The following is a 24,871-nucleotide window of genomic DNA, read 5'->3' on the forward strand; positions in this document are numbered from 1 at the left end:
AATCATGAATTAGTAACGATAAAAAAGCTGTGTAGCGAATCAATTTCGTATAAGTAATGATTTCATATAGGGCAGAATGAAATTCTGCATTTTTTATAAAGTGAATACGTGTATCCCAGTAATAGAAAATGAAATAATAACAAGTGTGTTAATTTCTTTGCGTTACAATTGAAAATGGAATGACAATTACGCATTTATTTGATTGTTGTTTGAAATGTGAATTATTTGTTTTTCAATCATTTTATAATGTAGCCGCAACTTGATTTTTAGAGTTCCCATAGGATGTAAACCGTTATGAAATCACCAATAGTGAAGTTACCTGAGGCCCCCTATCACGAAACATAGATAACCGGCTCGAGTACACTGGATTCATCCATAATGGGAATTATCTTAACTCTACATGATTGTTTGTGCACGTGGTTAACGCATTGATTATATAGATTTATGCTTGTCAATAATGACGATACCCTTAAAGTTGGTAGTTGTATTGAGTTTTGAAAGCGGGAGTGCCGTTGCGTTACAATGATCATTTACTCCAGATATGCATGATTATGTGACCATCAGAAACGAACTGAAACGTTCAATCAGCTAATCCCCTGCAGTGACTTTTGTGCTGATCAATTCATAACATGTTGATATTAAAAGAAAAATAAAAGTGATCATATGAGTGTAAGGATGTATTTGCCTTATCTCATTGAAAGTATTAGAAATTAAAAGAAAATCTTCATTATTTCGCGTGTGGGATAAATCAGAAGGAAAACATTTTTTTGAAGTAAAAGGTGTTTAAAGGGGATTAGTCCTAGCGGATATGTGGCAGTAAGTAGATATAAATTGGCTTACAGGAGGTAATCAGCGTTGTCTGTGCGTTAATGTCCGTCAAGAATTGAGAGGTACTTCAGTTATCATGCTGCACAATAATTCCCTGGTAGTGTTGATAAGGCTCTGCTTACTGATGGCGGCTAAGTGTTTATATTTAAGTTACGCCGCGCTCAGTAAGTATACCAGGTGACACTGTTATGGTGTTTTCATCTCTATAACCATGGTTTCAACAGGAACGGATCGATCAGACCTATAAATGGAAAATCGACTATATAACGTCTGGCAGTGCTGGCGACCAGATTGTGTTCACGGCAGTAGTCGGCAACAGTCCAGCCTTTCGGCCAGTACTTTTGATAATATCGATCAAAATGCTGGCTCCAGTGAGAGCTCATTGGTTTACGCCGCAACTGCTTTTTAGCTGTTTTATGATTCAGCCGGTGATTGTTAATGTAGTCATCCAGTGTGGATTTGCTTTTCTGGAAGCAATAGCGATGCCATGCCCAGTGAATAATTTTAAGGCTTTGCCCCCCAACACGGCGACAGTTGGCATATACCCGTACTGGATTCAACTTGTACTTGCGTGCGTAATCAGAAAGGCTGATCCCAGTAATCAGAGCCTCTAACACGTAGTTATGACGATGGCCGGACCAACGTGGTGAATTACACCACCATTTATTTTCGTCATAAAGTTCATAGGATGAACGTTTACGCGGAACGGCGGGTAATCGGGCTTTGCCCAGAAAATATTTGTCCAACATTCCTGAGTCGGTGGATTTCAACGCCATATCCTGATCGTTGGTTTTCGTCTCCATTTTTTGGTTGATTGACTTGCAGGGTGTTATTGCAGATTTTTGGCGTGAAGGTGCGACAGGTTTCGGTTTGCGCATGCCTGAGCCAACAAGTTTAATACCTTTATCAATTGACTCTTTTGTTCGGCGCTTACCCAGATAACTAACTCTTAGCATCAGTTTGGTATAGGTCTTGAGGTCATTTTCAGCCACAAAGTAATAACCGTTTTCCGGGAACCATACCGAACCACCAGCAACTTGTTCCCAACAATGTCGGACAATCGTATTCAGCTTATTTGGATAACGGATATAGTTGCCATCCAGCATCAGCAAATAGTGATAATGCTGTGCTTCCCCTGAGCCCTGCTCTCTTACCCAGAGATAGCTGATAAACGATTTTGGGTAATTCTTACTTAACTGGCGGAAAAGTAAATTATGGAAATCATCCATTATGCGATTATCCGCACTGTAGGTCGGGAGTCGAAAATCATATCTGACCGCAAGAAAGCGAGACATCGCTGATACCTTGTCAACTACCCCGAAGATTCTTTTCATGATCTTCATGTCCTGGTCGCGTGTCTCTGGCAGCACAGACCACATAACTTCTTTGAAAACAAACGTTCCCTTTGGCTGATATTCAACAAGGTTGCCAGTCTTATCGGGCGTAATAGTATTAAATACCGGGGGAAATTCCTGACCGAGTGAGGGCTTTGTTACTTGATTAATCAGAGAGTTACTCATGTTTTAGCATGTCGCAGAATAGGTGAAAATAATCGTTTTTGTTCCAGTTTGTTTCATTGTCAGATGAAGAAAGGGCTGAATATTTCAGCCCTTTAACAAACATAATTACTTGTTATTTTGCTCGAGCCAGCATTGATACGTATTGGCTGGCCATCCTACGGTTCGACCCTCATGCATTATTGGCTGTGGGAACATGCTAGCTTTGACCCATCGGTAGAGGGTGGTGCGACTACAATCGAGGAGCTGAAGCATTGTATCAATGCGAATCAGACGTTGGGGCTGATGAAGGGCGACAACCTTATCAGACATGGTTGGTTTATTTTTCAATCGAATAACTCCTGGTGGTGAAAGCTGAAACTGAACGGAGTTAATCAAACTGAACGGTATATTTCCCGTGTACCTTCCTGAAGATTACTGGGTACCTTTTGTAACTATTTCTTTTTATGTACTTTTTCTTTTTGCTTTTTTGGCTTCCCGAAGAAATTCAATATTCTGATTTGGTTGTTCTAAAAGATGTAATGCGAAGCCTAGCTCTTTAGATGCATTCTCACGAGACATCGGAAGTTGTTTACTGTGAGGCCAGAACGCAGAGGCATGTTTTTCTATCTGGTTCAGAAGTTCAGTAACTGTTGGGATGACCTTTTTATTAGCGTCTCTTTGATTTTGAGAGATAACCGCAAGGGCTGCGATCAGCAACTCTTCTCGTTTGATAGCATAACTTTCCCCTCTTAGTGGAGGGGGAGTCGAGTGCTTTTGCACTGCTAACAACTCGAAATATTTTTCTTTGTAGTCCGGCTCATCTTCGATGCTATCCAGAAGCTCGAAATCGAGGATAGGGGCAATAGCCTCACGCAAGAAGCCATGTGTACTAAGTGGCTCATCGTTGCTGATATCTTCATTGTAGATACGCAGAAGTTGAGAAAGGGTCTTCGGGCGCTTCGCCAATTCTTCTGGGGACATTTTCCCTTTCATTGGGGCGGATAGTAGGTCCCAGGCAAAATGGTCATCGGCAACAGCGTTTAGTTTGTTTCCGTCCAGGCGGTATAGTTCCGGATGATGCTCAACTGACAGGGTAGTTAACAGCACAGAGGCGAGGTCTTCATACATGGCTTCTGGGTCTTGAGCTTTGGCTGAACGAAGAAGATCATAAAGGCTAATCCAGTCCTTTACCGTTAACTCAGGGGGACGGGCCATGCGGCGCTTTTTTTTCTCTTCAACTTTATCCTTAAAGCTCATGCTAAATCTCCCTGGCTACAACACCTACAGTAGAGTTACGTCACCCATTACGTCACCCAGATTGAAACAAAACAAAAAGGACTTAGCCAGTTTCCTGTCTAAGTCCTTGTTTTATTTGGTGGCCCCTGCTGGACTTGAACCAGCGACCAAGCGATTATGAGTCGCCTGCTCTAACCACTGAGCTAAGGGGCCGTGGCGAGGGATTATAAAGTAACTCTGTGCTGCAATCCAGCCATAACCGTACGTATGCTGTTTTTATAAACAACGTATTTTCAATTCGTTATACTTCCCCTCTGTTGTATTGTTTGGGGGATATCATGGTTAAGGACATACTGGCGCCGGGGCTTCGCGTCGTGTTTTGCGGCATCAACCCGGGGTTGTCTTCGGCAGGGACGGGGTTTCCGTTTGCGCATCCTGCTAACCGTTTCTGGAAGGTGATTCATCAGGCCGGATTTACCGATCGCCAACTAAAGCCGGAAGAGGCGCAACACCTGCTGGATTTCCGCTGTGGCGTGACCAAACTGGTCGACAGACCGACGGTACAAGCGAATGAGGTCTCGCGAGAGGAGTTACACCGTGGTGGTCGCAACCTGATTGAGAAGATTGAACGCTATCAGCCACAGGCGCTGGCCATTCTGGGTAAGCAGGCTTTTGAGCAGGGATTTAGCCAGCGTGGCGTACAGTGGGGCAAACAGTCGATGAGTATTGGCGCGACACAGGTATGGGTGCTACCGAATACCAGCGGGCTAAGCCGGATCGCTCTGGACAAGCTGGTCGAAGCCTATCGGGAGCTGGATGAGGCGCTGATGGCGCGCGGACGTTAAGTATGGAGTGTAAGCCCCGACGTAAGCCGGGGTTATGGTAAATCGTTACTCTTTCGCCAGGCGATCCCTGACTTCCATAAGAGCAAATCCCAACAGATTTTCACCCTGCCAGCGCGACGGTGTTGCGGCATCCGGATGGTCTTTTGCCAGACCAATTCCCCAGATTTTGTCTACCGGACTGGCTTCCACCAGAACACGAGGGGCGGTACTGAGGAGAAATGATTTGAGCGCCAGGTGCTGGCTAAACTTATGGTAATTGCCTTCGCACACCAGCTCGAAACAGCTCTCCTGCCAGCGACGTTCGTCAAATCCTGCGACTTTGCGCCCCAGCTTTTTGGCTTCCGCGGGCGTTTGCGCTGCGAGGATCTTCGTCAGCATGGCCTCATCGCCAAACAGACGCGCTTTTCCGGCCATCATCCAGTGCTCCGCCGTGGCATATACCACACCGTTATGACCGAATGGCGCATTCTGCCACCACTGACTGAAACAAGAGGCGGTAATCGTACCGTTAGCGGAGGGTTGATGTCCCCAGAACCACAGATATTCAACGGGCTGGCCGTTATCGAGCGCACGGACCAGTGCGGGGAGTGAATAGCATCCTTGTTGCATGGCAGTTGCTCCTGTAAAAAAGCCCTCACGAGGAGGGCTTAAGAACAATTAAAAACGATTAATCGTCGAGGAAGCTACGCAGCACTTCAGAACGGCTCGGGTGACGCAGTTTACGCAGCGCCTTCGCTTCGATCTGACGGATACGTTCGCGGGTAACGTCAAACTGTTTGCCCACTTCTTCCAGCGTATGGTCGGTGTTCATGTCGATACCGAAACGCATGCGCAGAACTTTCGCTTCACGGGCGGTCAGGCCAGCCAGAACGTCGTGCGTTGCGGCACGCAGGCTCTCGGTAGTTGCAGAGTCCAGCGGCAGCTCGAGGGTGGTATCCTCGATGAAATCACCCAGATGCGAATCTTCATCGTCGCCGATCGGCGTTTCCATGGAGATAGGCTCTTTGGCGATCTTCAGCACTTTACGGATCTTATCTTCCGGCATCAGCATACGTTCAGCCAGCTCTTCCGGCGTCGGTTCGCGACCCATTTCTTGCAGCATCTGGCGGGAGATACGGTTGAGCTTGTTGATGGTCTCAATCATATGTACCGGGATACGGATGGTACGCGCCTGATCCGCGATCGAACGGGTGATCGCCTGACGGATCCACCAGGTTGCATAGGTGGAGAACTTGTAACCGCGACGGTATTCAAACTTGTCTACTGCTTTCATCAGACCGATGTTGCCTTCCTGAATCAGATCCAGGAACTGCAGACCACGGTTGGTGTATTTCTTGGCGATGGAGATAACCAGACGCAAGTTTGCTTCAACCATCTCTTTTTTCGCACGGCGAGCTTTCGCTTCACCGATGGACATACGACGGTTGATGTCTTTTACCTGTTCGATGGTCAGGCCGGTTTCTTCTTCAATCTGCTGCAGTTTTTGCAGGCCGCGGTGAACGTCATCTGCCACGTCGTGCAGTTTTTCAGACCACGGTTTGTTCATCGCGATTGCGGCGTTGAACCAGGTTTCGCTGGTTTCGTTACCGGTGAACAGCGTGATGAAGTTTTTCTTCGGCATTTTGCACTGCTCAACGCAGAGCTTCATGATCAAACGTTCCTGGGTACGCACGCGATCCATCATGACACGCATGCTGTTCACCAGGTAGTCGAACTGTTTCGGCACCAGGCGGAACTGTTTGAACACTTCAGAAAGCTTCTGAATTTCTTCCTGAGCGGCTGCATGGCTGCGGCCTTTCGCTTTGATCGTGTCGCGGGTGATTTCGTACTGAGTACGCAGCTCACCGAATTTCTCACGCGCTAATTCAGGATCGATGCTGTTGTCGTCATCGCTGCTGTCGTCGTCTTCTTCTTCGTCTTCATCTTCGTCGTCATCCAGCTCTTCCTGGGAGAGTTCAGAACCGACGTGAGTGGCGGTAGGTGCCAGGTCTTCTTCCGCGTTCGGGTCAACAAAACCGGTGATCAGATCGGACAGACGCGCTTCTTCAGCTTCAACGCGATCGTACTGTTCAAGCAGATAGGTAATGGCTTCCGGATACTCGGCAACGGAGCATTGAACCTGGTTAATCCCGTCTTCGATACGTTTAGCGATGTCAATTTCGCCTTCACGGGTTAACAGTTCAACCGTGCCCATTTCACGCATATACATGCGTACCGGGTCAGTTGTGCGACCGATTTCAGATTCCACGCTGGAGAGAACCTGAGCCGCAGCTTCTTCCGCGTCTTCATCGGTGCTGTTGGTGTTTTCAGCAAGCAGAAGATCATCGGCATCCGGTGCTTCTTCCATCACCTGAATACCCATGTCATTGATCATTTGGATGATATCTTCAATTTGATCTGAATCGACGATATCTTCCGGCAGATGGTCATTGACCTCGGCATAGGTCAGATAGCCTTGCTCCTTACCACGTTGGACAAGAAGCTTCAGCTGTGACTGCGGGTTTTGCTCCATAAGACGGTATCCACACTTATTTCGTTTGATTGGTGTTGGGCGGTTAAACCGCCAACGGCAAAACGAGGGCGTACTTATATTTGTGCCGCTGCCTCTCAGTGCGGCTGCCGGGGGCTTCCCGAACGATATTCGGCACTTAAGCCGTTAAATTCATTTTTTTGCCAGTTCCTGGTTTAGTGTCCAGAGTTCCCGGCGTTCTTCGCTGCTTAAACCGTGTGTGCGCTCACGAGCTATCAACTCTTCCTGGCGCAGCTCAAGCATCGAATCAAACATATGGTTGAGTGAGTCGGTGAAGGTTTTTTCTGCGATATCCTTATCTGCTATATCGTCCCACATCGACAATTTTTCAAGGGTCGCCGCATCATTTGTGCCGCGATAATGTTCTAAAAGTTGCCCGGTGGTCAGACCTGGCTGAGACAGACAAGTGTTGACCAGTTCTACAAATAAGCCAAGTCCTGGCAATTTTTTTGGATCCAGTCCACCAAGCGGTGGAACCAACGGTGCTAAATCTGGGTTTTGCACCAGTAATCCTATCAGTATACGCATGGTCGTGCGTTTTAGCTGCGGAGCTGGCCGGGAAGCACCATTTTCTGCCAGTTTTGGCATTAAACGTTCAAGCTGGCTGTCATCCAGAATGCCAAGCTTGTTGCCCAGTTCCTGTCGCAAATAAATACGCAGCGTTTCACCCGGCACCTGCGTGATTAGCGGCAGCGCCAGCGTACTGAGCTGGGCACGTCCGTCCGGGGTACTCAAATCCACTTGCGGCAGCAGGCTGTTAAACAAAAACGCGGAGAGCGGCAATGCCTGCTCCATCCGGGCTTCGAACGCTTCTTTACCTTCTTTTCGCACCAGGGTGTCAGGATCTTCACCGTCAGGTAAGAACATAAAACGTAACTGGCGACCATCCGTCATATAAGGCAGCGCGGTTTCCAGCGCTCGCCAGGCGGCATCGCGTCCGGCGCGGTCACCGTCGTAACAGCAAATGACGTTGTTCGTCGCACGGAATAACAGTTGGATGTGATCGGCAGTGGTCGATGTCCCCAGAGACGCCACGGCGTAGTTAATACCGTATTGCGCCAGCGCTACCACATCCATATAGCCTTCCACCACTAACAGGCGCTGTGGGTCAGCGTTGTCCTGCTGGGCTTCATAAAGGCCATACAACTGGCGGCCTTTATGAAAAATATCGGTTTCCGGGGAGTTCAGGTATTTCGGCATGCCGTCACCCAGCACGCGTCCACCAAAACCAATCACCCGTCCACGCTTATCGCGGATGGGGAACATCACCCGTTCGCGGAAGCGGTCGTAACTGCGTCCCTGATCGTTGGTAACCAACATACCCGCATCAACCAGCGATTTGCGATTCTCGGTATTGTTGCCAAACCGTTTCAGGACGTTGTCCCAGCCGGGGGGCGCAAAACCAATGGCAAAACGGGCGATCACGTCGCGACTTAATCCTCGCTTTTCCAGATACTGGCGCGCGGGGGTTGCGGCGGGTTGCATCAGAGACTGTTGATAAAATGTGTTCAGGCCGTCCATCAATTGATAAAGACTTTGCCGTTGATGGCGCTCTATCTGACTGGGGCCGTTGCCTGCTTCATAGGGCACTTCAAGATTGTGCATCGCAGCCAGCTCTTCGACCGTTTCCACGAACTCGAGTTTGTCGTAGTTCATGAGAAAATCGACGGCGTTACCGTGCGCGCCACATCCAAAGCAGTGATAAAACTGTTTTTCACCGTTTACGGTGAAAGAGGGGGTTTTTTCGTTATGGAATGGACAGCACGCATGGTAATTTTTGCCCTGTTTTTTTAGCTTCACCCGCGCGTCGATGAGATCGACGATGTCGGTGCGCGCCAGCAGGTCATTGATAAATACGCGTGGAATTCGTCCAGCCATATGCCCCTTTTATACACTTCATCCTTCACGCATCATGAATGATTTTGTGTATATGCCAATGCATAAACGAAAATAAGCCGCGCATTCCTTTCGGAAGCACGGCCTTACAACTACAACTCGGTCTGAATTGAGGGCCGCGACCCTCAGAAGACTTAGTACAGACGAGTGCGGCGTGCGTTTTCGCGAGCCAGTTTCTTCGCGTGACGTTTCACAGCGGAAGCTTTAGCGCGCTTACGTTCGGTAGTCGGTTTTTCATAGAACTCACGACGACGAACTTCCGCCAGAACACCTGCTTTTTCGCAGGAACGCTTGAAGCGACGCAGTGCTACGTCGAACGGCTCGTTTTCACGTACTTTAATTACCGGCATGTAACTCTCACCTTTAATAAATTCGGTTTGCCGCTGGCATCAACGCCAGCTTATTTCAAAATGGTGCGGAATTTTACTGCAATTGCTGCTGCTTTGTAAAGCACCGCGGCCTTTTTGAAAGGGACTTTTATAAGGGTGAGGAGTATACACGAGGCTTCTTCCAGGGGCGAACAAAGTTTTACATCAACCCGCATTGGTCCTACACTGCGCGGTAATAGAGCGAGGTAGAATAAGTCATGCGTGTATTGGGTATTGAGACATCCTGCGATGAAACCGGCATCGCCATTTACGACGATGAAAAGGGTCTGTTGGCCAACCAATTGTATAGTCAGGTAAAATTGCATGCTGACTACGGCGGCGTGGTGCCTGAATTGGCCTCGCGCGATCACGTGCGCAAAACCGTACCGTTGATCCAGGCAGCGCTGAAAGAGGCAGGTTTAACGGCGAAAGACATTGATGCGGTGGCGTATACAGCGGGGCCGGGTCTGGTTGGTGCGCTGCTGGTCGGCGCAACCGTGGGGCGTTCACTGGCCTTTGCGTGGAATGTTCCTGCCATCCCTGTGCATCATATGGAAGGGCATCTGTTGGCACCGATGCTGGAAGATAACCCGCCGGAATTTCCGTTTGTCGCGCTGCTGGTTTCTGGCGGCCACACTCAGCTCATTAGCGTGACGGGGGTCGGCAAGTACGAGCTGTTGGGCGAATCCATCGATGATGCGGCGGGTGAAGCCTTTGATAAAACTGCCAAACTACTGGGACTTGATTACCCAGGCGGCCCGATGCTGTCGAAAATGGCGGCTCAGGGCACTGCCGGACGTTTTATTTTCCCACGCCCGATGACCGATCGTCCGGGACTGGATTTCAGTTTCTCCGGACTGAAAACTTTTGCAGCCAACACGATTCGCAACAATGGCGATGACGATCAGACCCGTGCGGATATCGCCCGTGCGTTTGAAGACGCGGTGGTGGATACGCTGATGATCAAATGCAAACGCGCGCTGGATCAGACCGGTTTTAAACGTCTGGTGATGGCGGGCGGCGTGAGCGCCAACCGCACGCTGCGCGCAAAGTTGGCCGAGATGATGCAAAAGCGTCGTGGCGAAGTGTTCTATGCGCGCCCGGAGTTTTGTACGGATAATGGCGCGATGATCGCCTATGCCGGAATGGTGCGTTTTAACGCCGGAGCCACGGCCGATCTCGGCGTGACCGTGCGTCCACGCTGGCCGCTGGCAGAGTTACCCGCGGCGTAATGCGTGTTTGCCGGATGGCGGCTTCGCGTTATCCGGCAAAACGGCCATATAAGAAGCTTATGGAAAAAGGGGCGACATCATGTCGCCCCTGCGCGGTTTACAGCAAAACAAAAGAGCGCGATATGACCCACGGAGTATGGGAACTGGGAAATGGCGTAGAGAAAAAATCGGTGAAGGTAACGGGCCATCTTTCCTCCAACAGCGGTGAAATTGTTTTGCAATGGGCGCTGGAGGGAAAAGGGATTATGTTGCGTTCTGAGTGGGATGTGCAGCCGTTTCTGACCAGCGGAAAACTGGTTCGGGTGTTACCGGAATATGCGCAAAGCGCCAATATCTGGGCTGTTTATCAGGAACCGCTTTATCGCAGCGTGAAGTTAAGGGTTTGCGTGGAGTTTCTGGCGGCATGGTGCCAACAGCGGCCAGGCAGGCCCAATGAAGGCTACCAGCCTGCGCTGACGATGGGCAGTGAATAAGATCACTCGGGATCTTTTTCGCTCTTCTTCTTCAGTTTTGTCCAGATCTTCGTCTCCTGACGACGCCACAGTCGCTGGATGTTGTCATGGTGACGCAGCAAAATCAGGCACGATAGCAAGGAGACCGGGAGGGTGAACTGCGGTTTAAACCACCAGACGTAGAACGGTGCTATCAGGGCGCTGACAATAGCACCGAGCGATGAATAGCCGCTCAGTAACACGGTCAGCAACCAGGTGCCCGCCATGACGCCCGTTAAGTCCCAGCCAATCGGCGCTATGGCGCCAAATGCGGTAGCGACGCCTTTGCCACCTTTAAAACCAAAGAAGACCGGCCAGATATGCCCCAGACAGGCCGCGATCGCAATCAATCCCAACCAGAGAGGGCTGACGCCTAACGCGTATGCGCCCCAGACGGGCAACATGCCTTTCAGGACGTCGAAAGCCAGTACTGCTATGGTCGCTCCCTTGCCACCGATTCGTAACACATTGGTCGCGCCCGGATTACCGGAACCGCTCTGACGCGGGTCGGGCAGTCCAGCGATGCGGCAGACCAGAATGGCGCTGGAAATTGAGCCGCAGAGGTACGCGAAGAGGATCATTCCAGGCGCGATTGCACTCATAAGCTGTTCCGTTTTGAAAATGTCGTGTTAAACGTTACTTCTGTGGATAATACGCATAATTCGCCGGAAGTGGTATCCGGGTTAGCCAAAAAGCGAGCAGGTCGTGATGGATATTGTATTTATAGAGCAACTTTCGGTCATCACCACTATCGGTGTTTACGACTGGGAACAGACCATTGAACAGAAATTGGTGTTCGATATCGAAATGGCGTGGGACAACCGCAAATCCGCCAAAAGCGATGATGTGGTGGATTGTCTAAGCTATGCTGACATTGCCGAAACGGTTGTCAATCACGTGGAAGGCAGTCGTTTTGCGCTGGTTGAAAGGGTGGCAGAAGAGGTTGCCGATCTGCTGTTGGCACGGTTTAATTCTCCGTGGGTGCGTATCAAGCTCAGTAAACCCGGCGCCGTGGCGCGCGCGGCAAATGTGGGCGTAATCATTGAGCGTGGCAATAATCTGAAAGAAAATAATTAACTTTATAATTTTTAAACCAACTGGGTATAAATGGGTCTTAACGCAGGATCCATTTTTTGCTGCATGATTTTTTACATTTAGGGGTTTATTGATGAGCGATATGCACTCGCTGCTGGTGGCGGCAATATTGGGTGTGGTCGAAGGATTGACGGAGTTTTTGCCCGTCTCCAGTACAGGGCACATGATTATCGTTGGCCATCTGTTGGGGTTCGAAGGCGATACCGCGAAGACGTTTGAGGTGGTGATTCAACTGGGATCTATCCTGGCCGTAGTTGTGATGTTCTGGCGACGTTTATTCGGACTGATCGGCATTCACTTTGGTAAACCGGCGCATGAAGGCACCGGAAAAGGGCGTCTGACGCTGGGCCATATTCTGTTGGGGATGATCCCTGCGGTGGTGCTGGGACTGGTGTTCCACGACACCATTAAATCGTTGTTTAACCCGGTTAACGTGATGTATGCGCTGGTGGTTGGTGGTTTGTTGCTGATTGCGGCGGAATGTCTGAAGCCGAAAGAGCCGCGCGCGCCGGGTCTGGACGACATGACCTACCGTCAGGCATTCATGATTGGCTGTTTCCAGTGTCTGGCGCTGTGGCCGGGCTTTTCCCGCTCGGGCGCCACGATTTCCGGTGGTATGCTGATGGGCGTGAGCCGTTATGCGGCCTCTGAATTCTCCTTCTTGCTGGCAGTGCCGATGATGATGGGCGCCACGGCGCTGGATCTCTACAAAAGCTGGTCGTTCCTGACGGTTGCCGACATCCCGATGTTTGCCGTCGGCTTTGTCACCGCTTTTGTCGTCGCGCTGGTGGCGATCAAAACCTTCCTGCAACTGATTAAACGCATCTCGTTCATTCCGTTTGCGATTTACCGTTTTATCGTTGCAGCGGCCGTTTACGTGGTGTTCTTCTGATTTAAGCTTGCCGGAGAAGGCGTTTACGCGACTATCCGGCATTTATTCCTGCAATTATTCCGGCTTCGGGCAGCGTAATGCTTTCCAGTCCGTCACGGCGTCAATACGGCGCCGGGTCAGCTCTTCACGGATCGCCTGGCCTTTGAATCCTGCATCAACCACCTCTTTGGTCGGTACGGCCTGTGCCACCTGCCAGGCTTCTCGCAACCAGCGGCCTTGTGGATAGTCAGCCGCTTCAAAGCCCGTACGCCCGCGAACATCCGCTTCGCTGGTCAGCGCGATTTGTTCCACCCGTTGCGGTTTTCGCCAGGCATCAATCGAATCGAACAGTTTAACGATCGTTTTTGGCTGCAAGATGGGGAAGGTATGAATGAGATCGTGGAACTCCGCCACCAGTTTGGCTAAATCGCGAATATCATTGGGAACGCGTAAACGCTGGCATAACTGCTCCACGAGCTTAACGCCCGCCGGGCCATGACCGTGATGACGCGGCCAGAACTCCTTTGGCGTTAACCCTTTCCCCAAATCGTGACACAGCGTGGCAAAGCGCACATCCACTTCAGGGCTGAGCATGGCGGCCATCGACAGCGTCATCAGCGTGTGGATCCCGGTGTCTATTTCCGGGTGCCACTTTGCCGGGGCGGGGACGCCAAACAGGGCGTCTATTTCGGGGAACAGCACGCGCAACGCGCCGCAGTCGCGGAGAACCTGGAAGAAGACCTGCGGGTTACGTGTGGTCAGGGCATTTTCGGTTTCTTTCCACACCCTTTCCGGCGTGAGGTGTTCCAGCTCACCGGCAGCCGTCATCTCACGCATGAGCGTCATGGTTTCATCAGCAATACGGAAGCTAAGGTGGGCATAACGGGCGGCAAAACGCGCCACGCGCAGGACGCGCAGCGGATCTTCGCTGAAAGCGGGAGAGACATGGCGTAGCAGGCGGTTGTCCAGATCGCGACGCCCGTGATACGGATCGATTATCTGGCCGTCGTCGTCACGCGCAAGGGCGTTGATCGTCAGGTCACGGCGCTGCAAATCGTCTTCCAGCGTCACGTCGGCGGCGGCATAACAGGTAAAGCCGGTATAACCGGAACCCGATTTACGCTCGGTGCGCGCCAGCGCATACTCTTCACGTGTTTGCGGATGAAGAAATACGGGAAAATCGCGGCCTACCTGCTGGTAGCCCGCGTCAAGCATCTCCTGAGGCGTGGCGCCAACCACCACCCAATCTTTATCTTTAACCGGTAGCCCTAATAACGCGTCCCGAACAGCACCACCGACCAGATAAATCTTCACGCCACTTCCTCTCCTGAAAAACATCATCTCTCAATGATATGTCAGTGCGGGGGAGAAGGCGATTTAGTTCATCCAGCGGTCTTTGCGTTTACGGCTTGGGATCATGTGCGGCAGGACGAGGCCGAGCAGCAGACCGAGACCCAGCACGCCGCCGCCATACATGAACCACTGCATGATGATGGTGCGCTGTTTGTCATCAAGCTGCACGCTGGCAGCATCGACTTTCTTCTGCGCAACAATCAGCTCGTTTTTCAGCTTCTGGTTCTCTTCTTTTAACCCGTTAATCACGCTGTCGCTCTGGGACACTTTTTGCTGCATGTCGGAGGTGCGCTGATTCCAGGTCGTATCAATATTGTTGAGCTTATCGGTCAGTGTTTTGACCTGATTTTCCAGATCCGGTACGCGAATACGCAGGCTGGGCGTGCTGTTCAACTCTTTCATCGGGATCCAGGCAGTACGGCCGGTACTGTCTTTTACCTGAGCATAATTGGTATTCGCGTCGGTTTGTAAGAGTGTCACTTCCTCACCGGCGTTAATCGTACCCAGCAGGCGATAGTTATCCCCCGGACCGCTGCGGACCCAGGTGTTCAGTTCGTCAGAAACATAGCGCTTTTCTTCAGCATGGGAGACGGCAGTGGCGCTAAGTGCAAGTAAAGTTAATCCAATCAGGCGTAATTTTGGCATCAGGCTGTCGTTATTGTCATAGAAAGTGGAACGATAGTAGTGGCATCAGTGTCTCTACGCAAAGCATTCGACATCAATCGGAATCTTCTGTGTCATCTATGCCACTGTTTCAAACTTTTACGCCCGTCAAATTGCTCGTTGTATGGCAATTTGGCGCAAAATACTATGTACTGACAAACAAGAACGCATTAAGTTCGCCGTCATTCTTCCCATATGTGACATAACCCATAAGTACAAGGCCATGGCTCAGGAAATCGAATTAAAATTTATCGTCAATCGCGAAGCGGTAGACGCACTGCGTGACCATCTGCACACGTTAGGCGGGGAGCATCATGCCCCCAGTCAATTGCTGAATATTTACTACGAAACATCAGATAATTGGTTGCGTAGTCACGATATGGGACTGCGTATTCGGGGCGAGAACGGTCATTATGAAATGACCCTGAAAATCGCTGGCCGGGTGACAGGAGGACTGCACCAGCGTCCGGAATACAATGTACCGCTGACAGAACCGACGCTGGATCTCGGCAAACTCTCTCCCGAAGTCTGGCCCAACGGCGAAATGCCAGCCGACCTTGCTTCGCAAGTACAGCCGCTGTTCCGCACGGATTTTTATCGTGAAAAATGGGTGGTTGAGGTTGAAGGCAGCCAGATTGAGATCGCGCTCGATCTGGGGGATGTGAAGGCGGGAGAGTTCGCGGAGCCTATCTGCGAACTGGAGCTTGAGCTGTTAAAAGGCGATACGCGCAGCGTGCTGAAACTGGCAAATCAGCTGGTTTCGCAATCCGGATTACGCCAGGGTAGCCTGAGCAAAGCAGCCCGTGGCTACCATCTGGCGCAGGGAAACCCGCCGCGTGAAATCAACGCGACACGAATTCTGAAGGTGCCAGCGAAAGCCAGCGTTGAGCAGGGGCTTGAGGCTGCGCTGGAGTTAGCGTTGTCACAGTGGCAATACCATGAAGAGTTGTGGGTTCGCGGTGAGAAAAAGGCCAAAGCCGATGTTCTGGCAGCAATGGGACTGGTTCGCCACACCATCATGCTGTTCGGCGGGATTGTTCCTCGTAAAGCGAGCGCTCACTTACGTGATTTGTTAACCCAGTCAGAAGCGACGATCGCCTCTGCGGTTTCAGCGGTGACGGCGGTTTACAGTACACAAACGGCGATGGCTAAACTGGCATTGACGGAATGGCTGGTGACCAAAGGCTGGCAGCCGTTCCTGGATGCCAAAGCGCAGGACAAAATTTCAGGTTCGTTTAAGCGCTTTGCGGATACACACCTCTCACGGCATGCCGCTGATCTGAAATCTGTTTTCGACCAGCCGTTAGGTGACCAGTATAACGATCAGCTTCCGCGCCTGAACCGTAACATTGACAGCATCCTATTGCTGGCCGGTTATTACGACACCCATGTGGCGCAGGGCTGGCTGGAGAACTGGCAGGGATTGCGTTATGCGATTGCGACCCGCCAATATATTGAAATTGAACATTTCCGCAACGAAGCGATTTCTCAGGAACCGTTCTGGCTGCACAGCGGAAAACGATAATCTGGCAAGGATACGTCTTTTATGAAGCCGCTCTCTTCTCCCTTACAGCAGTACTGGCAGACCGTTGTTGAGCACCTGCCAGCCGCAATCTCAGAGACGACGCCGGGTGTTCAGGCGAAGTCAGTACTTACCTTCAGTGATTTTGTTCGGGACAGCGTTATTGCGCATCCCGAATGGCTTGCTGAGCTGGAAAGCGCGTCGCCGCAGGCCGACGAGTGGCAACATTACGCGGCCTGGTTGCAGGAGGCACTGGCGCAGGTCGCTGACGAAGCGGCGCTGATGCGGGAGCTACGGGTGTTTCGCCGTCGCATTATGGTACGTATTGCCTGGGCGCAGGCGCTGCGGCTTGTGGAAGAAGAGAGCATTTTGCAGCAATTAAGCCATCTGGCTGAAACGCTGATCATCGCTGCGCGCGACTGGCTGTACGCCGCCTGTTGTCGTGAGTGGGGAATCCCCTGCAACCAGAGTGGCGTCCCGCAGCCGTTGCTGATTTTAGGGATGGGAAAACTGGGCGGCGGCGAGCTGAATTTCTCCTCCGATATCGACCTGATTTTTGCCTGGCCGGAGCACGGTTCCACGCAAGGCGGGCGACGTGAGCTGGATAACGCGCAGTTCTTCACGCGGATGGGGCAACGACTCATCAAGGTGCTGGACCAACCCACGCAGGATGGTTTTGTTTACCGTGTGGACATGCGTCTGCGTCCGTTTGGCGACAGCGGCCCGCTGGTGTTGAGTTTTGCCGCACTGGAAGATTATTACCAGGAGCAGGGGCGTGACTGGGAACGCTATGCGATGGTTAAAGCGCGGATCATGGGCGATACTGACGGCGTTTATGTTGACGAATTGCGGGCCATGCTGCGGCCTTTCGTCTTCCGCCGCTACATCGACTTTAGTGTGATCCAGTCTCTGCGAAACATGAAGGGGATGATTGCCCGTGAAGTTCGCCGCCGGGGTCTGAAAGACAATATCAAACTCGGCGCGGGCGGTATTCGCGAAATCGAATTTATTGTTCAGGTGTTCCAGCTCATTCGCGGTGGTCGCGAACCTTCACTGCAGTCACGTTCCCTTTTACCCACGTTGAGTGCGATTGCCGCGCTGCATCTGCTGTCTGAGAACGACGCGGAACAGTTGCGCATCGCTTATCTCTTCCTGCGCCGCCTGGAAAATTTGCTGCAAAGCATCAATGATGAGCAAACGCAGACACTGCCGGGGGATGAGCTGAATCGGGCGCGTCTGGCGTGGGGAATGGATGCGGATGACTGGTCGCAGCTCACCGATGAGCTGGACGGTCATATGGCGAATGTGCGCCGGGTGTTTAATGAGTTGATTGGCGATGACGAAACCGAGACGCAGGAAGAGTCATTGTCGGAACAGTGGCGCGAACTGTGGCAGGATACGCTACAGGAAGACGACTCTACGCCAGTTCTGGCCCATCTTACCGATGAGGGGCGGGGACGCGTGCTGGCGCTGATTGCTGATTTTCGCAAAGAGCTGGATAAACGCACCATTGGCCCGCGTGGCCGTCAGGTCCTCGATCATCTGATGCCTCACCTGCTTAGCGACGTCTGTTCCCGTGAAGACGCCTTTGTGCCGCTGTCGCGTATTACGCCGTTGCTGGTCAGCATCGTGACCCGCACCACCTACCTCGAATTGCTGAGCGAATTCCCGGGGGCGCTAAAACATCTGATCTCGCTTTGCGCCGCCTCCCCGATGGTCGCCAGCCAACTGGCGCGCTACCCACTGTTGCTCGACGAACTGCTCGACCCGAACACGCTGTATCAGCCGACCGCGACGGACGCTTACCGTGATGAGTTGCGTCAGTATCTGCTGCGTGTGCCGGAAGATGACGAAGAGCAGCAACTGGAGGCGTTGCGGCAGTTTAAGCAAACTCAGCTATTGCGCATCGCGGCGGCGGATATTGCAGGCACGTTACCGGTGATGAAAGTCAGCGACCATTTGACCTGGCTGGCGGAAGCCATCATCGACGCTGTGGTGCAACAGGCATGGACGCAAATGGTGGCGCGTTACGGCCAGCCGACGCATCTGAGCGAGCGTCAGGGGCGAGGTTTTGCCGTGGTCGGTTACGGTAAGCTGGGCGGCTGGGAACTGGGCTACAGTTCCGATCTGGATTTGATTTTCCTTCACGACTGTCCGATGGACGTGATGACCGATGGCGAGCGCGAAATTGACGGCAGGCAGTTCTATCTGCGCTTGTCGCAGCGGATTATGCACCTGTTCAGCACCCGTACTTCCTCGGGTATTTTGTATGAGGTGGATGCGCGATTACGCCCGTCCGGCGCGGCGGGAATGTTAGTTACCTCAGCCGAAGCCTTCGCCGATTATCAGCAAAACGAAGCCTGGACGTGGGAACATCAGGCGCTGGCGCGTGCGCGCGTGGTGTATGGCGATCCGCAACTGACTGCGCAGTTTGACGCCGTGCGCCGTACGATCATGACTCTCGTTCGCGACGGCAAAACGCTGCAAACCGACGTGCGTGAAATGCGTGAAAAGATGCGCGCGCATCTGGGGAATAAGCATCGCGACCGCTTTGATATTAAAGCTGACGAGGGCGGGATCACCGACATTGAGTTTATTACGCAATATCTGGTGCTGCGCTACGCGCATGAGAAGCCGAAGCTGACGCGTTGGTCGGATAATGTGCGTATTCTGGAACTGTTGGCGCAAAACGACATTATGGAAGAACAGGAAGCGCAGGCGCTGACCCTGGCCTACACCACGTTGCGTGACGAACTCCACCACCTGGCGTTGCAAGAGTTGCCGGGGCATGTGGCGCAGACGTGTTTTAGCAAAGAGCGTGAACAGGTACGGGCTAGCTGGCAGAAGTGGCTGGTTGCCGAGTGAAATGTGCTATTATCGCGCGCAAATTTTGAATCTCTCAGGAGACAGGAATGAAAGTAACGCTGCCAGAGTTTGAACGTGCAGGGGTCATGGTTGTTGGTGACGTGATGCTGGATCGCTACTGGTACGGGCCGACCAGCCGTATTTCACCGGAAGCGCCAGTACCCGTTGTCAAAGTGGACACCATTGAGGAACGTCCTGGTGGCGCGGCTAACGTGGCGATGAACATTGCGTCCCTGGGGGCCAATTCACGTCTGGTCGGATTGACCGGCATTGATGATGCCGCGCGTGCGCTCAGCAAAACGCTGGCGGCTGTGAATGTGAAATGCGACTTTGTTTCTGTCCCGACACATCCCACCATCACCAAATTGCGTGTACTTTCACGCAACCAGCAACTAATTCGCCTGGACTTTGAAGAAGGCTTTGAGGGTGTCGATCCACAACCGCTGCATGATCGCATTAGTCAGGCGCTGGGCTCGATTGGCGCGCTGGTACTCTCTGATTATGCGAAAGGCGCGCTGGCCAGCGTTCAGCAGATGATCGCGCTGGCGCGCAAAGCGGGCGTACCGGTATTGATCGACCCGAAAGGCACCGATTTTGAACGCTACCGTGGCGCTACGTTGCTGACCCCAAATTTGTCAGAATTTGAAGCGGTGGCAGGTAAGTGTAAAAACGAAGAAGAGCTTGTCACTCGCGGCATGAAAGTGATTGCAGATTTCGATCTCTCCGCGCTGCTGGTGACGCGTTCTGAACAAGGGATGACGTTGCTGCAGCCGGGCAAAGCACCGCTGCATATGCCGACCCAGGCGCAGGAAGTGTATGACGTCACCGGTGCGGGTGATACGGTGATTGGCGTGCTGGCGGCGACGCTGGCGGCAGGAAAATCGCTGGAAGAAGCCTGTTACTTCGCCAACGCGGCGGCAGGTGTGGTCGTCGGTAAGCTGGGGACATCCACCGTTTCGCCCATCGAGCTGGAAAATGCCGTACGCGGTCGTGCTGATACGGGCTTTGGCGTGATGACTGAAAATGAGTTGAAGCAGGCCGTTGCCAGCGCGCGTAAGCGCGGTGAGAAAGTGGTGATGACCAACGGTGTCTTCGATATCCTGCATGCCGGACACGTTTCTTATCTGGCGAATGCGCGCAAACTGGGCGACCGCCTGATTGTGGCAGTCAACAGCGATGCGTCCACTAAACGTCTGAAAGGCGAAACGCGTCCCGTCAATCCGCTCGAACAACGCATGATCGTATTGGGCGCGCTGGAAGCCGTCGACTGGGTGGTCTCTTTTGAAGAAGATACCCCACAGCGTCTGATTGCAGGCGTACTGCCGGATCTGCTGGTGAAAGGCGGCGACTACAAGCCGGAAGAGATTGCGGGCAGTGAAGAGGTATGGGCCAACGGCGGCGAAGTGTTGGTGCTGAACTTCGAAGACGGTTGTTCAACGACCAACATCATCAAAAAAATCCAGAAAGACAGCGACAAGTGATTGATCCGCCAGTAAGTTAGGCGGCGCTGTACACACCTTATCAGGCCTGTGAGCCTCTGCGCGATGCAGGTCTGATAAGCATTCCGTTATCATTTACTCCCATCTCTTTACATTTCCTGGAAAAGTGTGACTTCCTGCAGGTAATTTGCGCACATAATGTACAAATACTTTGCGCCCAGAAGCGAATACTGGAATCAGAAAAAGCATATGGCCTTATCAGAAATTCGTTAACTGGAGGGTATGCTCATGAACAACAAGAATGTGTATTCGTTGAACAACTTCGATTTTCTGGCCCGTAGCTTTGCCAGAATGCAGGCTGAAGGTCGCCCTGTCGATATCCACGCCGTCACCGGAAACATGGATGAGGAGCACCGGAGCTGGTTCTGCAAGCGCTACGCGCTTTACTGCCAACAGGCGACACGAGCAAAACAATTAGAACTCGAACACTGAAAAAAGAAACGGGCCCATTGGCCCGTTTCTTTTTTTACTCTTGTGTATCCACCGGCGGGATGGCGGGCGCAGGTTTGACGTCGGCAGGCGACTGGCGCGTTTCCAGTTCACTGAGGCGCTGCTCAAGCAGTGCCAGCTTTTCACGGGTACGCAGTAACACCTGAGTTTGCACATCGAACTCTTCGCGGCTCACCAGATCGAGACGCGTCAGCTGTGATTGCAGCGTTTGACGAATTTTCTTCTCGACGTCTTCCCCGAACTCCCGGATCCCTTTCGGCATCGACTCGTGAACCTGGCGAGCGATTTGCTCAATTTTTTTCGGGTCAATCATTGTGGTTTCCCTGAACTGGTAAGTGTTGAGGCACATTGTAGTGCGATCTGCGTGAGGCATAAACCAGAATTGTGTGACCTGTGGCTGAGTAAAGGCGTTGATGAAGGTAATCAATAGCGTTATAGTTATCTCGCTTATTCTCAGGGCGGGGCGAAATTCCCCACCGGCGGTAAATCAACCTATGTTGAAAGCCCGCGAGCGCTTTGGGTGCAAACTCAAAGGTCAGCAGATCCGGTGTAATTCCGGAGCCGACGGTTAGAGTCCGGATGGGAGAGAGTAACGATCCAGCCGGGCATGGACCCGCTCACGTTATTTTTTTGCCGCATTGCGGTACTCCTAAGACTGCCCTGATTCTGGTAACCATAATTTTAGTGAGGTTTTTTTACCATGAATCAGACGCTACTTTCCTCTTTTGGTACGCCTTTTGACCGTGTCGAACACGCTCTGTCCGCGCTGCGCGAAGGACGCGGAGTGATGGTGCTTGACGACGAAGATCGTGAAAACGAAGGCGATATGATTTTCCCTGCCGAAACGATGACCGTTGAGCAGATGGCATTGACCATCCGTCACGGTAGCGGCATCGTTTGCCTGTGCATCACGGAAGATCGCCGCAAGCAGCTCGAACTGCCTATGATGGTGGAAAATAACACCAGCGCTTACGGCACGGGCTTTACGGTGACGATTGAAGCCGCTGAAGGCGTGACCACCGGTGTTTCTGCGGCCGACCGCATTACCACTGTGCGTGCTGCCATTGCCGACGGTGCTAAACCTTCTGACCTCAACCGTCCGGGGCACGTTTTCCCGTTGCGCGCTCAGGCTGGTGGGGTGTTGACTCGCGGCGGTCATACGGAAGCGACCATCGATCTGGTGACGCTGGCGGGTTTTAAACCAGCAGGCGTTCTGTGTGAACTGACCAACGATGACGGCACAATGGCTCGCGCGCCGGAGTGCATCAAGTTTGCAGGTGAACACAATATGGCCGTCGTCACCATTGAAGATTTGGTGGCTTATCGCCAGGCGCACGCGCGTAAGGCCAGCTGACTGGCGTGCCACCCGTCGGGTGGTAATACGTGAAGAAAGAAACCGAAGCCAGTTTACTGACTTCGGTTTCTTGTTTTTATTGGTTCGAAAAAATACACCGTTTATCCCACAGACGTTAATTTTGCAGACGGTCTGGCCTTTAATAAAAGGCCAATCTTTTTCTCTATGATCAAAATCATATTCTCAATTTCATACTGTGCCAGTATATGAATATACCTAAAGATAGGTATGTAAAATTTTAACGTTAAATGTTTGGCAATGTTAAATTTTAAGGGTAAAAGGATGTTTATCGCCTGGTATTGGATTGTATTAATTGTTCTTGTCGTTGTAGGTTATTTTTGCCATATGAAACGTTATTGCAGAGCGTTCAGGCAAGACAGGGACGCGCTACTTGAGGCTCGCAACACGCTATTTCGCCGCACTGGTGAAGATGGTCGTGTGGCCAGGGATCGGGAATAACTTTTATTCTCATATTTTCTTGATGGGAAAGCATGATGTTGTCCTGAATGATGAGGACAACATCTGTGGTTGCGTTACCCGATTCCCATCGATTGAAGTATCACAAGGCTGAGTCCCATCACCGACATCCCACACAGAACGCCGTAGCTGGGGTTATTATTAGGGTCGATCTCTTTTGCCAGAGGCATTAATTCATCTACGGATAATGCCACCATTATTCCCGCTACCGCAGCCATAATCGACGCCATTACGACAGGCGAAATCAAACTGCCCAGAATTAACCAGGCTAATATGCCGCCGAGAATTTCCGCCATACCGGAAATTCCTGCCCAGAAAATAGCCGTGCGTTTAGAACCTGTTGCGGCATAAACCGGCCCGGCAACCGCTAAACCTTCGGGAATATTGTGTAAGGCGACCGCCAGAGCAATACCGAAGCCCAGTTCAAGATTACTGCTGGCAGTAACAAACGTCGCGATCCCTTCCGGAAAGTTGTGCAGACTGATGCCCAGCGTCAATAAGATGGCGGTGCGTTTAATGGAGCCAGGCAGCGGCCGCGTTGTTTTCTGTACTAAATCTTGCGGGTGGGCGTGAGGAAGCAGGCGATCCAGCCCGAAATAACCCAGCAGTCCGGTAATAAACATGCCGTAGCCTAAGAGGGGGGACATACCTTCTGCAGCCAGCGCTGCTGGCAGCATTTCCATCAGCGAGATAAGCAGCATGATGCCTGCCGCGAATCCCAGCGAAAACGCCAGCACGCGATTAGAGGGTTTTTGTCCCAGCACGCCAAGAAAGGCGCCAATAAAAGTGGCGGCACCCGCCAATAAGGTCAGAATTAAAGGTACTGACATCGACAACTCCTTATGATTCTGCTGTCCGGACCTGACCTTCAAAATAACTGATGATCTTCATCATGGTTATCTGAGTTCTTCAACTACCGAAAAAGCGTATTGTGAGGATATCAAAATGACCTCCCTGAGTAAGGATATCATCATGTCTTCAACGCGTATGCCAGCATTGTTTTTGGGTCATGGCAGTCCAATGAATGTTCTGGAAGATAACGTCTATACCCGCGCCTGGCGGCAACTGGGGGAGGAATTACCGCGTCCGAAAGCGATTGTGGTGGTATCAGCTCACTGGTTCACCCGCGGAACCGGCGTGACGGCAATGGAAGCCCCAAAAACCATTCACGATTTTGGCGGTTTTCCACAGGCGCTTTACGATACCCACTACCCTGCGCCCGGTTCGCCAGAGCTGGCGCAACGTCTGGTGGAGCTGCTGTCACCTGTACCTGTTACGCTCGATAAAGAGGCCTGGGGCTTTGACCATGGCTCCTGGGGAGTGCTGATCAAGATGTATCCCGACGCGGATATCCCGATGGTGCAGTTAAGCATCGACAGCACAAAACCCGCCGCCTGGCACCTCGAAATGGGGCGTAAACTGGCGGCCCTGCGCGATGAAGGCATTATGCTGGTCGCCAGTGGTAACGTGGTGCATAACCTGCGCACGGCGCGCTGGCACGGCGAGAATACACCGTATCCGTGGGCGACATCATTCAATGACTATGTGAAGGCGAATCTGACGTGGCAGGGACCCGTTGAGCAACATCCGCTGGTCAACTATCTCGAGCATGAAGGGGGTTCGTTGTCGAATCCAACGCCGGACCACTACCTGCCACTGTTGTATGTGTTAGGTGCGTGGGATGGCAAAGAGCCAGTATCAATACCGGTGGACGGTATCGAGATGGGCAGTCTGAGTATGTTGTCGGTACAGGTGGGGTGATTAATGCCCGATGGCGCTACGCTTATCGGGCCTGGC

Annotated in this window: 23 protein-coding genes, 1 tRNA gene, 1 pseudogene and 1 riboswitch; of the genes and pseudogenes, 12 read left to right on the top strand and 13 right to left on the bottom strand. The window is 52.0% G+C overall.

Annotation, left to right across the window (positions count from 1 at the left end; all coding sequences use genetic code 11):
- Positions 1–1,031: 1,031 nt before the first annotated feature.
- From JM656_RS02980 to JM656_RS02995, 4 genes are all read right to left on the bottom strand, one after another.
- Positions 1,032–2,348: an inovirus-type Gp2 protein gene (locus JM656_RS02980; RefSeq protein WP_203359940.1), complete on the bottom strand. Its 1,317-nt coding sequence runs from the start codon at positions 2,346–2,348 to the stop codon at positions 1,032–1,034.
- Between the two features lie 105 nt (positions 2,349–2,453).
- Positions 2,454–2,657, bottom strand: a complete 204-nt coding sequence (locus tag JM656_RS02985; protein WP_203361206.1) for an AlpA family transcriptional regulator — start codon at positions 2,655–2,657, stop codon at positions 2,454–2,456.
- Between the two features lie 132 nt (positions 2,658–2,789).
- On the bottom strand, positions 2,790–3,584 hold the full coding sequence (locus tag JM656_RS02990) for a hypothetical protein (RefSeq protein ID WP_203359941.1): 795 nt from the start codon (positions 3,582–3,584) through the stop codon (positions 2,790–2,792).
- A 116-nt stretch (positions 3,585–3,700) separates the two neighbouring features.
- Positions 3,701–3,776, bottom strand: a tRNA-Ile gene (locus tag JM656_RS02995).
- 125 nt (positions 3,777–3,901) lie between these two features.
- On the opposite strand from JM656_RS02995, the gene mug reads away from it, so the two are divergent.
- Entirely contained in the window at positions 3,902–4,408 is a 507-nt protein-coding gene (gene mug / locus JM656_RS03000) for a G/U mismatch-specific DNA glycosylase (RefSeq protein ID WP_203359942.1), read from the top strand.
- Positions 4,409–4,453: 45 nt separating this feature from the next.
- Here mug and JM656_RS03005 read toward each other — a convergent pair whose 3' ends face one another.
- The 4 genes from JM656_RS03005 to rpsU form a co-directional block, all read right to left on the bottom strand.
- Complete coding sequence (locus JM656_RS03005) at positions 4,454–5,017, bottom strand: NADAR family protein (RefSeq protein ID WP_203359943.1); 564 nt, start codon at positions 5,015–5,017, stop codon at positions 4,454–4,456.
- A gap of 58 nt (positions 5,018–5,075) precedes the next feature.
- Positions 5,076–6,920 (bottom strand): RNA polymerase sigma factor RpoD, encoded by a 1,845-nt coding sequence (gene rpoD / locus JM656_RS03010; protein ID WP_192613530.1) that lies wholly within the window; start codon positions 6,918–6,920, stop codon positions 5,076–5,078.
- A gap of 150 nt (positions 6,921–7,070) precedes the next feature.
- Positions 7,071–8,816, bottom strand: coding sequence for a DNA primase (gene dnaG, locus JM656_RS03015; protein ID WP_203359944.1), 1,746 nt, complete (start codon positions 8,814–8,816; stop codon positions 7,071–7,073).
- A gap of 152 nt (positions 8,817–8,968) precedes the next feature.
- Complete coding sequence (gene rpsU, locus JM656_RS03020; RefSeq protein WP_001144069.1) at positions 8,969–9,184, bottom strand: 30S ribosomal protein S21; 216 nt, start codon at positions 9,182–9,184, stop codon at positions 8,969–8,971.
- Between the two features lie 236 nt (positions 9,185–9,420).
- On the opposite strand from rpsU, the gene tsaD reads away from it, so the two are divergent.
- Positions 9,421–10,434, top strand: coding sequence for a tRNA (adenosine(37)-N6)-threonylcarbamoyltransferase complex transferase subunit TsaD (gene tsaD, locus JM656_RS03025; protein ID WP_203359945.1), 1,014 nt, complete (start codon positions 9,421–9,423; stop codon positions 10,432–10,434).
- A 17-nt stretch (positions 10,435–10,451) separates the two neighbouring features.
- Positions 10,452–10,907, top strand: a pseudogene (locus tag JM656_RS03030) (LysR substrate-binding domain-containing protein); the annotation flags it as partial.
- Between the two features lie 2 nt (positions 10,908–10,909).
- On the opposite strand, the gene plsY reads toward JM656_RS03030, so the two are convergent.
- Positions 10,910–11,527: a glycerol-3-phosphate 1-O-acyltransferase PlsY gene (gene plsY / locus JM656_RS03035; RefSeq protein ID WP_203359946.1), complete on the bottom strand. Its 618-nt coding sequence runs from the start codon at positions 11,525–11,527 to the stop codon at positions 10,910–10,912.
- A gap of 106 nt (positions 11,528–11,633) precedes the next feature.
- Between plsY and folB the strand changes: the two genes are divergently transcribed.
- Entirely contained in the window at positions 11,634–12,002 is a 369-nt protein-coding gene (gene folB, locus JM656_RS03040) for a bifunctional dihydroneopterin aldolase/7,8-dihydroneopterin epimerase (protein ID WP_203359947.1), read from the top strand.
- Positions 12,003–12,093: 91 nt separating this feature from the next.
- Positions 12,094–12,912, top strand: a complete 819-nt coding sequence (gene bacA / locus JM656_RS03045) for an undecaprenyl-diphosphate phosphatase (protein WP_203359948.1) — start codon at positions 12,094–12,096, stop codon at positions 12,910–12,912.
- Between the two features lie 54 nt (positions 12,913–12,966).
- Here the strand turns inward: bacA and JM656_RS03050 are convergent, their stop codons facing one another.
- Together JM656_RS03050 and JM656_RS03055 are read right to left on the bottom strand one after the other, a co-directional pair.
- Positions 12,967–14,205: a multifunctional CCA addition/repair protein gene (locus tag JM656_RS03050; RefSeq protein ID WP_203359949.1), complete on the bottom strand. Its 1,239-nt coding sequence runs from the start codon at positions 14,203–14,205 to the stop codon at positions 12,967–12,969.
- Positions 14,206–14,268: 63 nt separating this feature from the next.
- Positions 14,269–14,889, bottom strand: coding sequence for a TIGR04211 family SH3 domain-containing protein (locus tag JM656_RS03055; RefSeq protein WP_203359950.1), 621 nt, complete (start codon positions 14,887–14,889; stop codon positions 14,269–14,271).
- A gap of 241 nt (positions 14,890–15,130) precedes the next feature.
- Here JM656_RS03055 and JM656_RS03060 point away from each other — a divergent pair, with 241 nt between their 5' ends.
- The 4 genes from JM656_RS03060 (at position 15,131) to glgS (ending at position 21,225) form a co-directional block, all read left to right on the top strand.
- Positions 15,131–16,432, top strand: a complete 1,302-nt coding sequence (locus JM656_RS03060) for an inorganic triphosphatase (protein WP_203359951.1) — start codon at positions 15,131–15,133, stop codon at positions 16,430–16,432.
- Between the two features lie 21 nt (positions 16,433–16,453).
- Positions 16,454–19,294 carry a bifunctional [glutamate--ammonia ligase]-adenylyl-L-tyrosine phosphorylase/[glutamate--ammonia-ligase] adenylyltransferase gene (gene glnE, locus JM656_RS03065; protein WP_203359952.1) on the top strand — a complete coding sequence of 947 codons (2,841 nt, stop codon included), beginning with the start codon at positions 16,454–16,456 and terminating at the stop codon, positions 19,292–19,294.
- A 47-nt stretch (positions 19,295–19,341) separates the two neighbouring features.
- On the top strand, positions 19,342–20,775 hold the full coding sequence (hldE, locus tag JM656_RS03070; RefSeq protein WP_203359953.1) for a bifunctional D-glycero-beta-D-manno-heptose-7-phosphate kinase/D-glycero-beta-D-manno-heptose 1-phosphate adenylyltransferase HldE: 1,434 nt from the start codon (positions 19,342–19,344) through the stop codon (positions 20,773–20,775).
- Between the two features lie 240 nt (positions 20,776–21,015).
- Positions 21,016–21,225, top strand: coding sequence for a cell surface composition regulator GlgS (glgS, locus tag JM656_RS03075; RefSeq protein WP_192613516.1), 210 nt, complete (start codon positions 21,016–21,018; stop codon positions 21,223–21,225).
- Between the two features lie 34 nt (positions 21,226–21,259).
- Here glgS and ubiK read toward each other — a convergent pair whose 3' ends face one another.
- Entirely contained in the window at positions 21,260–21,556 is a 297-nt protein-coding gene (gene ubiK / locus JM656_RS03080; RefSeq protein ID WP_203359954.1) for a ubiquinone biosynthesis accessory factor UbiK, read from the bottom strand.
- A 132-nt stretch (positions 21,557–21,688) separates the two neighbouring features.
- A riboswitch (FMN riboswitch) is annotated at positions 21,689–21,838 on the top strand.
- Positions 21,839–21,943: 105 nt separating this feature from the next.
- Between ubiK and ribB the strand changes: the two genes are divergently transcribed.
- Both ribB and JM656_RS22455 read left to right on the top strand, forming a co-directional pair.
- Positions 21,944–22,597, top strand: coding sequence for a 3,4-dihydroxy-2-butanone-4-phosphate synthase (gene ribB, locus JM656_RS03085; protein ID WP_203359955.1), 654 nt, complete (start codon positions 21,944–21,946; stop codon positions 22,595–22,597).
- Between the two features lie 282 nt (positions 22,598–22,879).
- Positions 22,880–23,056, top strand: coding sequence for a hypothetical protein (locus JM656_RS22455; RefSeq protein WP_370552283.1), 177 nt, complete (start codon positions 22,880–22,882; stop codon positions 23,054–23,056).
- A gap of 74 nt (positions 23,057–23,130) precedes the next feature.
- On the opposite strand, the gene zupT is transcribed toward JM656_RS22455, so the two are convergent.
- Complete coding sequence (zupT, locus tag JM656_RS03090; RefSeq protein WP_192613513.1) at positions 23,131–23,904, bottom strand: zinc transporter ZupT; 774 nt, start codon at positions 23,902–23,904, stop codon at positions 23,131–23,133.
- 142 nt (positions 23,905–24,046) lie between these two features.
- Here zupT and ygiD point away from each other — a divergent pair, with 142 nt between their 5' ends.
- Positions 24,047–24,835 carry a 4,5-DOPA dioxygenase extradiol gene (gene ygiD / locus JM656_RS03095; RefSeq protein ID WP_203359956.1) on the top strand — a complete coding sequence of 263 codons (789 nt, stop codon included), beginning with the start codon at positions 24,047–24,049 and terminating at the stop codon, positions 24,833–24,835.
- Positions 24,836–24,871 lie beyond the last annotated feature (36 nt).

The organism is Citrobacter sp. R56, assembly GCF_016811995.1.
GTDB classification, from domain to species: Bacteria; Pseudomonadota; Gammaproteobacteria; order Enterobacterales; family Enterobacteriaceae; genus Citrobacter_D; species Citrobacter_D enshiensis.

Excerpts from the sequence above, each read along its gene's own strand:
- JM656_RS02980 (WP_203359940.1), bottom strand. The coding sequence starts at position 2,348 with ATGAGTAACTCTCTGATTAATCAAGTAACAAAGCCCTCACTCGGTCAG.
- JM656_RS02985 (WP_203361206.1), bottom strand. The coding sequence starts at position 2,657 with ATGTCTGATAAGGTTGTCGCCCTTCATCAGCCCCAACGTCTGATTCGC.
- JM656_RS02990 (WP_203359941.1), bottom strand. The coding sequence starts at position 3,584 with ATGAGCTTTAAGGATAAAGTTGAAGAGAAAAAAAAGCGCCGCATGGCC.
- mug (WP_203359942.1), top strand. The coding sequence starts at position 3,902 with ATGGTTAAGGACATACTGGCGCCGGGGCTTCGCGTCGTGTTTTGCGGC.
- JM656_RS03005 (WP_203359943.1), bottom strand. The coding sequence starts at position 5,017 with ATGCAACAAGGATGCTATTCACTCCCCGCACTGGTCCGTGCGCTCGAT.
- rpoD (WP_192613530.1), bottom strand. The coding sequence starts at position 6,920 with ATGGAGCAAAACCCGCAGTCACAGCTGAAGCTTCTTGTCCAACGTGGT.
- dnaG (WP_203359944.1), bottom strand. The coding sequence starts at position 8,816 with ATGGCTGGACGAATTCCACGCGTATTTATCAATGACCTGCTGGCGCGC.
- rpsU (WP_001144069.1), bottom strand. The coding sequence starts at position 9,184 with ATGCCGGTAATTAAAGTACGTGAAAACGAGCCGTTCGACGTAGCACTG.
- tsaD (WP_203359945.1), top strand. The coding sequence starts at position 9,421 with ATGCGTGTATTGGGTATTGAGACATCCTGCGATGAAACCGGCATCGCC.
- plsY (WP_203359946.1), bottom strand. The coding sequence starts at position 11,527 with ATGAGTGCAATCGCGCCTGGAATGATCCTCTTCGCGTACCTCTGCGGC.
- folB (WP_203359947.1), top strand. The coding sequence starts at position 11,634 with ATGGATATTGTATTTATAGAGCAACTTTCGGTCATCACCACTATCGGT.
- bacA (WP_203359948.1), top strand. The coding sequence starts at position 12,094 with ATGAGCGATATGCACTCGCTGCTGGTGGCGGCAATATTGGGTGTGGTC.
- JM656_RS03055 (WP_203359950.1), bottom strand. The coding sequence starts at position 14,889 with ATGCCAAAATTACGCCTGATTGGATTAACTTTACTTGCACTTAGCGCC.
- JM656_RS03060 (WP_203359951.1), top strand. The coding sequence starts at position 15,131 with ATGGCTCAGGAAATCGAATTAAAATTTATCGTCAATCGCGAAGCGGTA.
- glnE (WP_203359952.1), top strand. The coding sequence starts at position 16,454 with ATGAAGCCGCTCTCTTCTCCCTTACAGCAGTACTGGCAGACCGTTGTT.
- hldE (WP_203359953.1), top strand. The coding sequence starts at position 19,342 with ATGAAAGTAACGCTGCCAGAGTTTGAACGTGCAGGGGTCATGGTTGTT.
- glgS (WP_192613516.1), top strand. The coding sequence starts at position 21,016 with ATGCTCATGAACAACAAGAATGTGTATTCGTTGAACAACTTCGATTTT.
- ubiK (WP_203359954.1), bottom strand. The coding sequence starts at position 21,556 with ATGATTGACCCGAAAAAAATTGAGCAAATCGCTCGCCAGGTTCACGAG.
- ribB (WP_203359955.1), top strand. The coding sequence starts at position 21,944 with ATGAATCAGACGCTACTTTCCTCTTTTGGTACGCCTTTTGACCGTGTC.
- JM656_RS22455 (WP_370552283.1), top strand. The coding sequence starts at position 22,880 with ATGTTTATCGCCTGGTATTGGATTGTATTAATTGTTCTTGTCGTTGTA.
- zupT (WP_192613513.1), bottom strand. The coding sequence starts at position 23,904 with ATGTCAGTACCTTTAATTCTGACCTTATTGGCGGGTGCCGCCACTTTT.
- ygiD (WP_203359956.1), top strand. The coding sequence starts at position 24,047 with ATGTCTTCAACGCGTATGCCAGCATTGTTTTTGGGTCATGGCAGTCCA.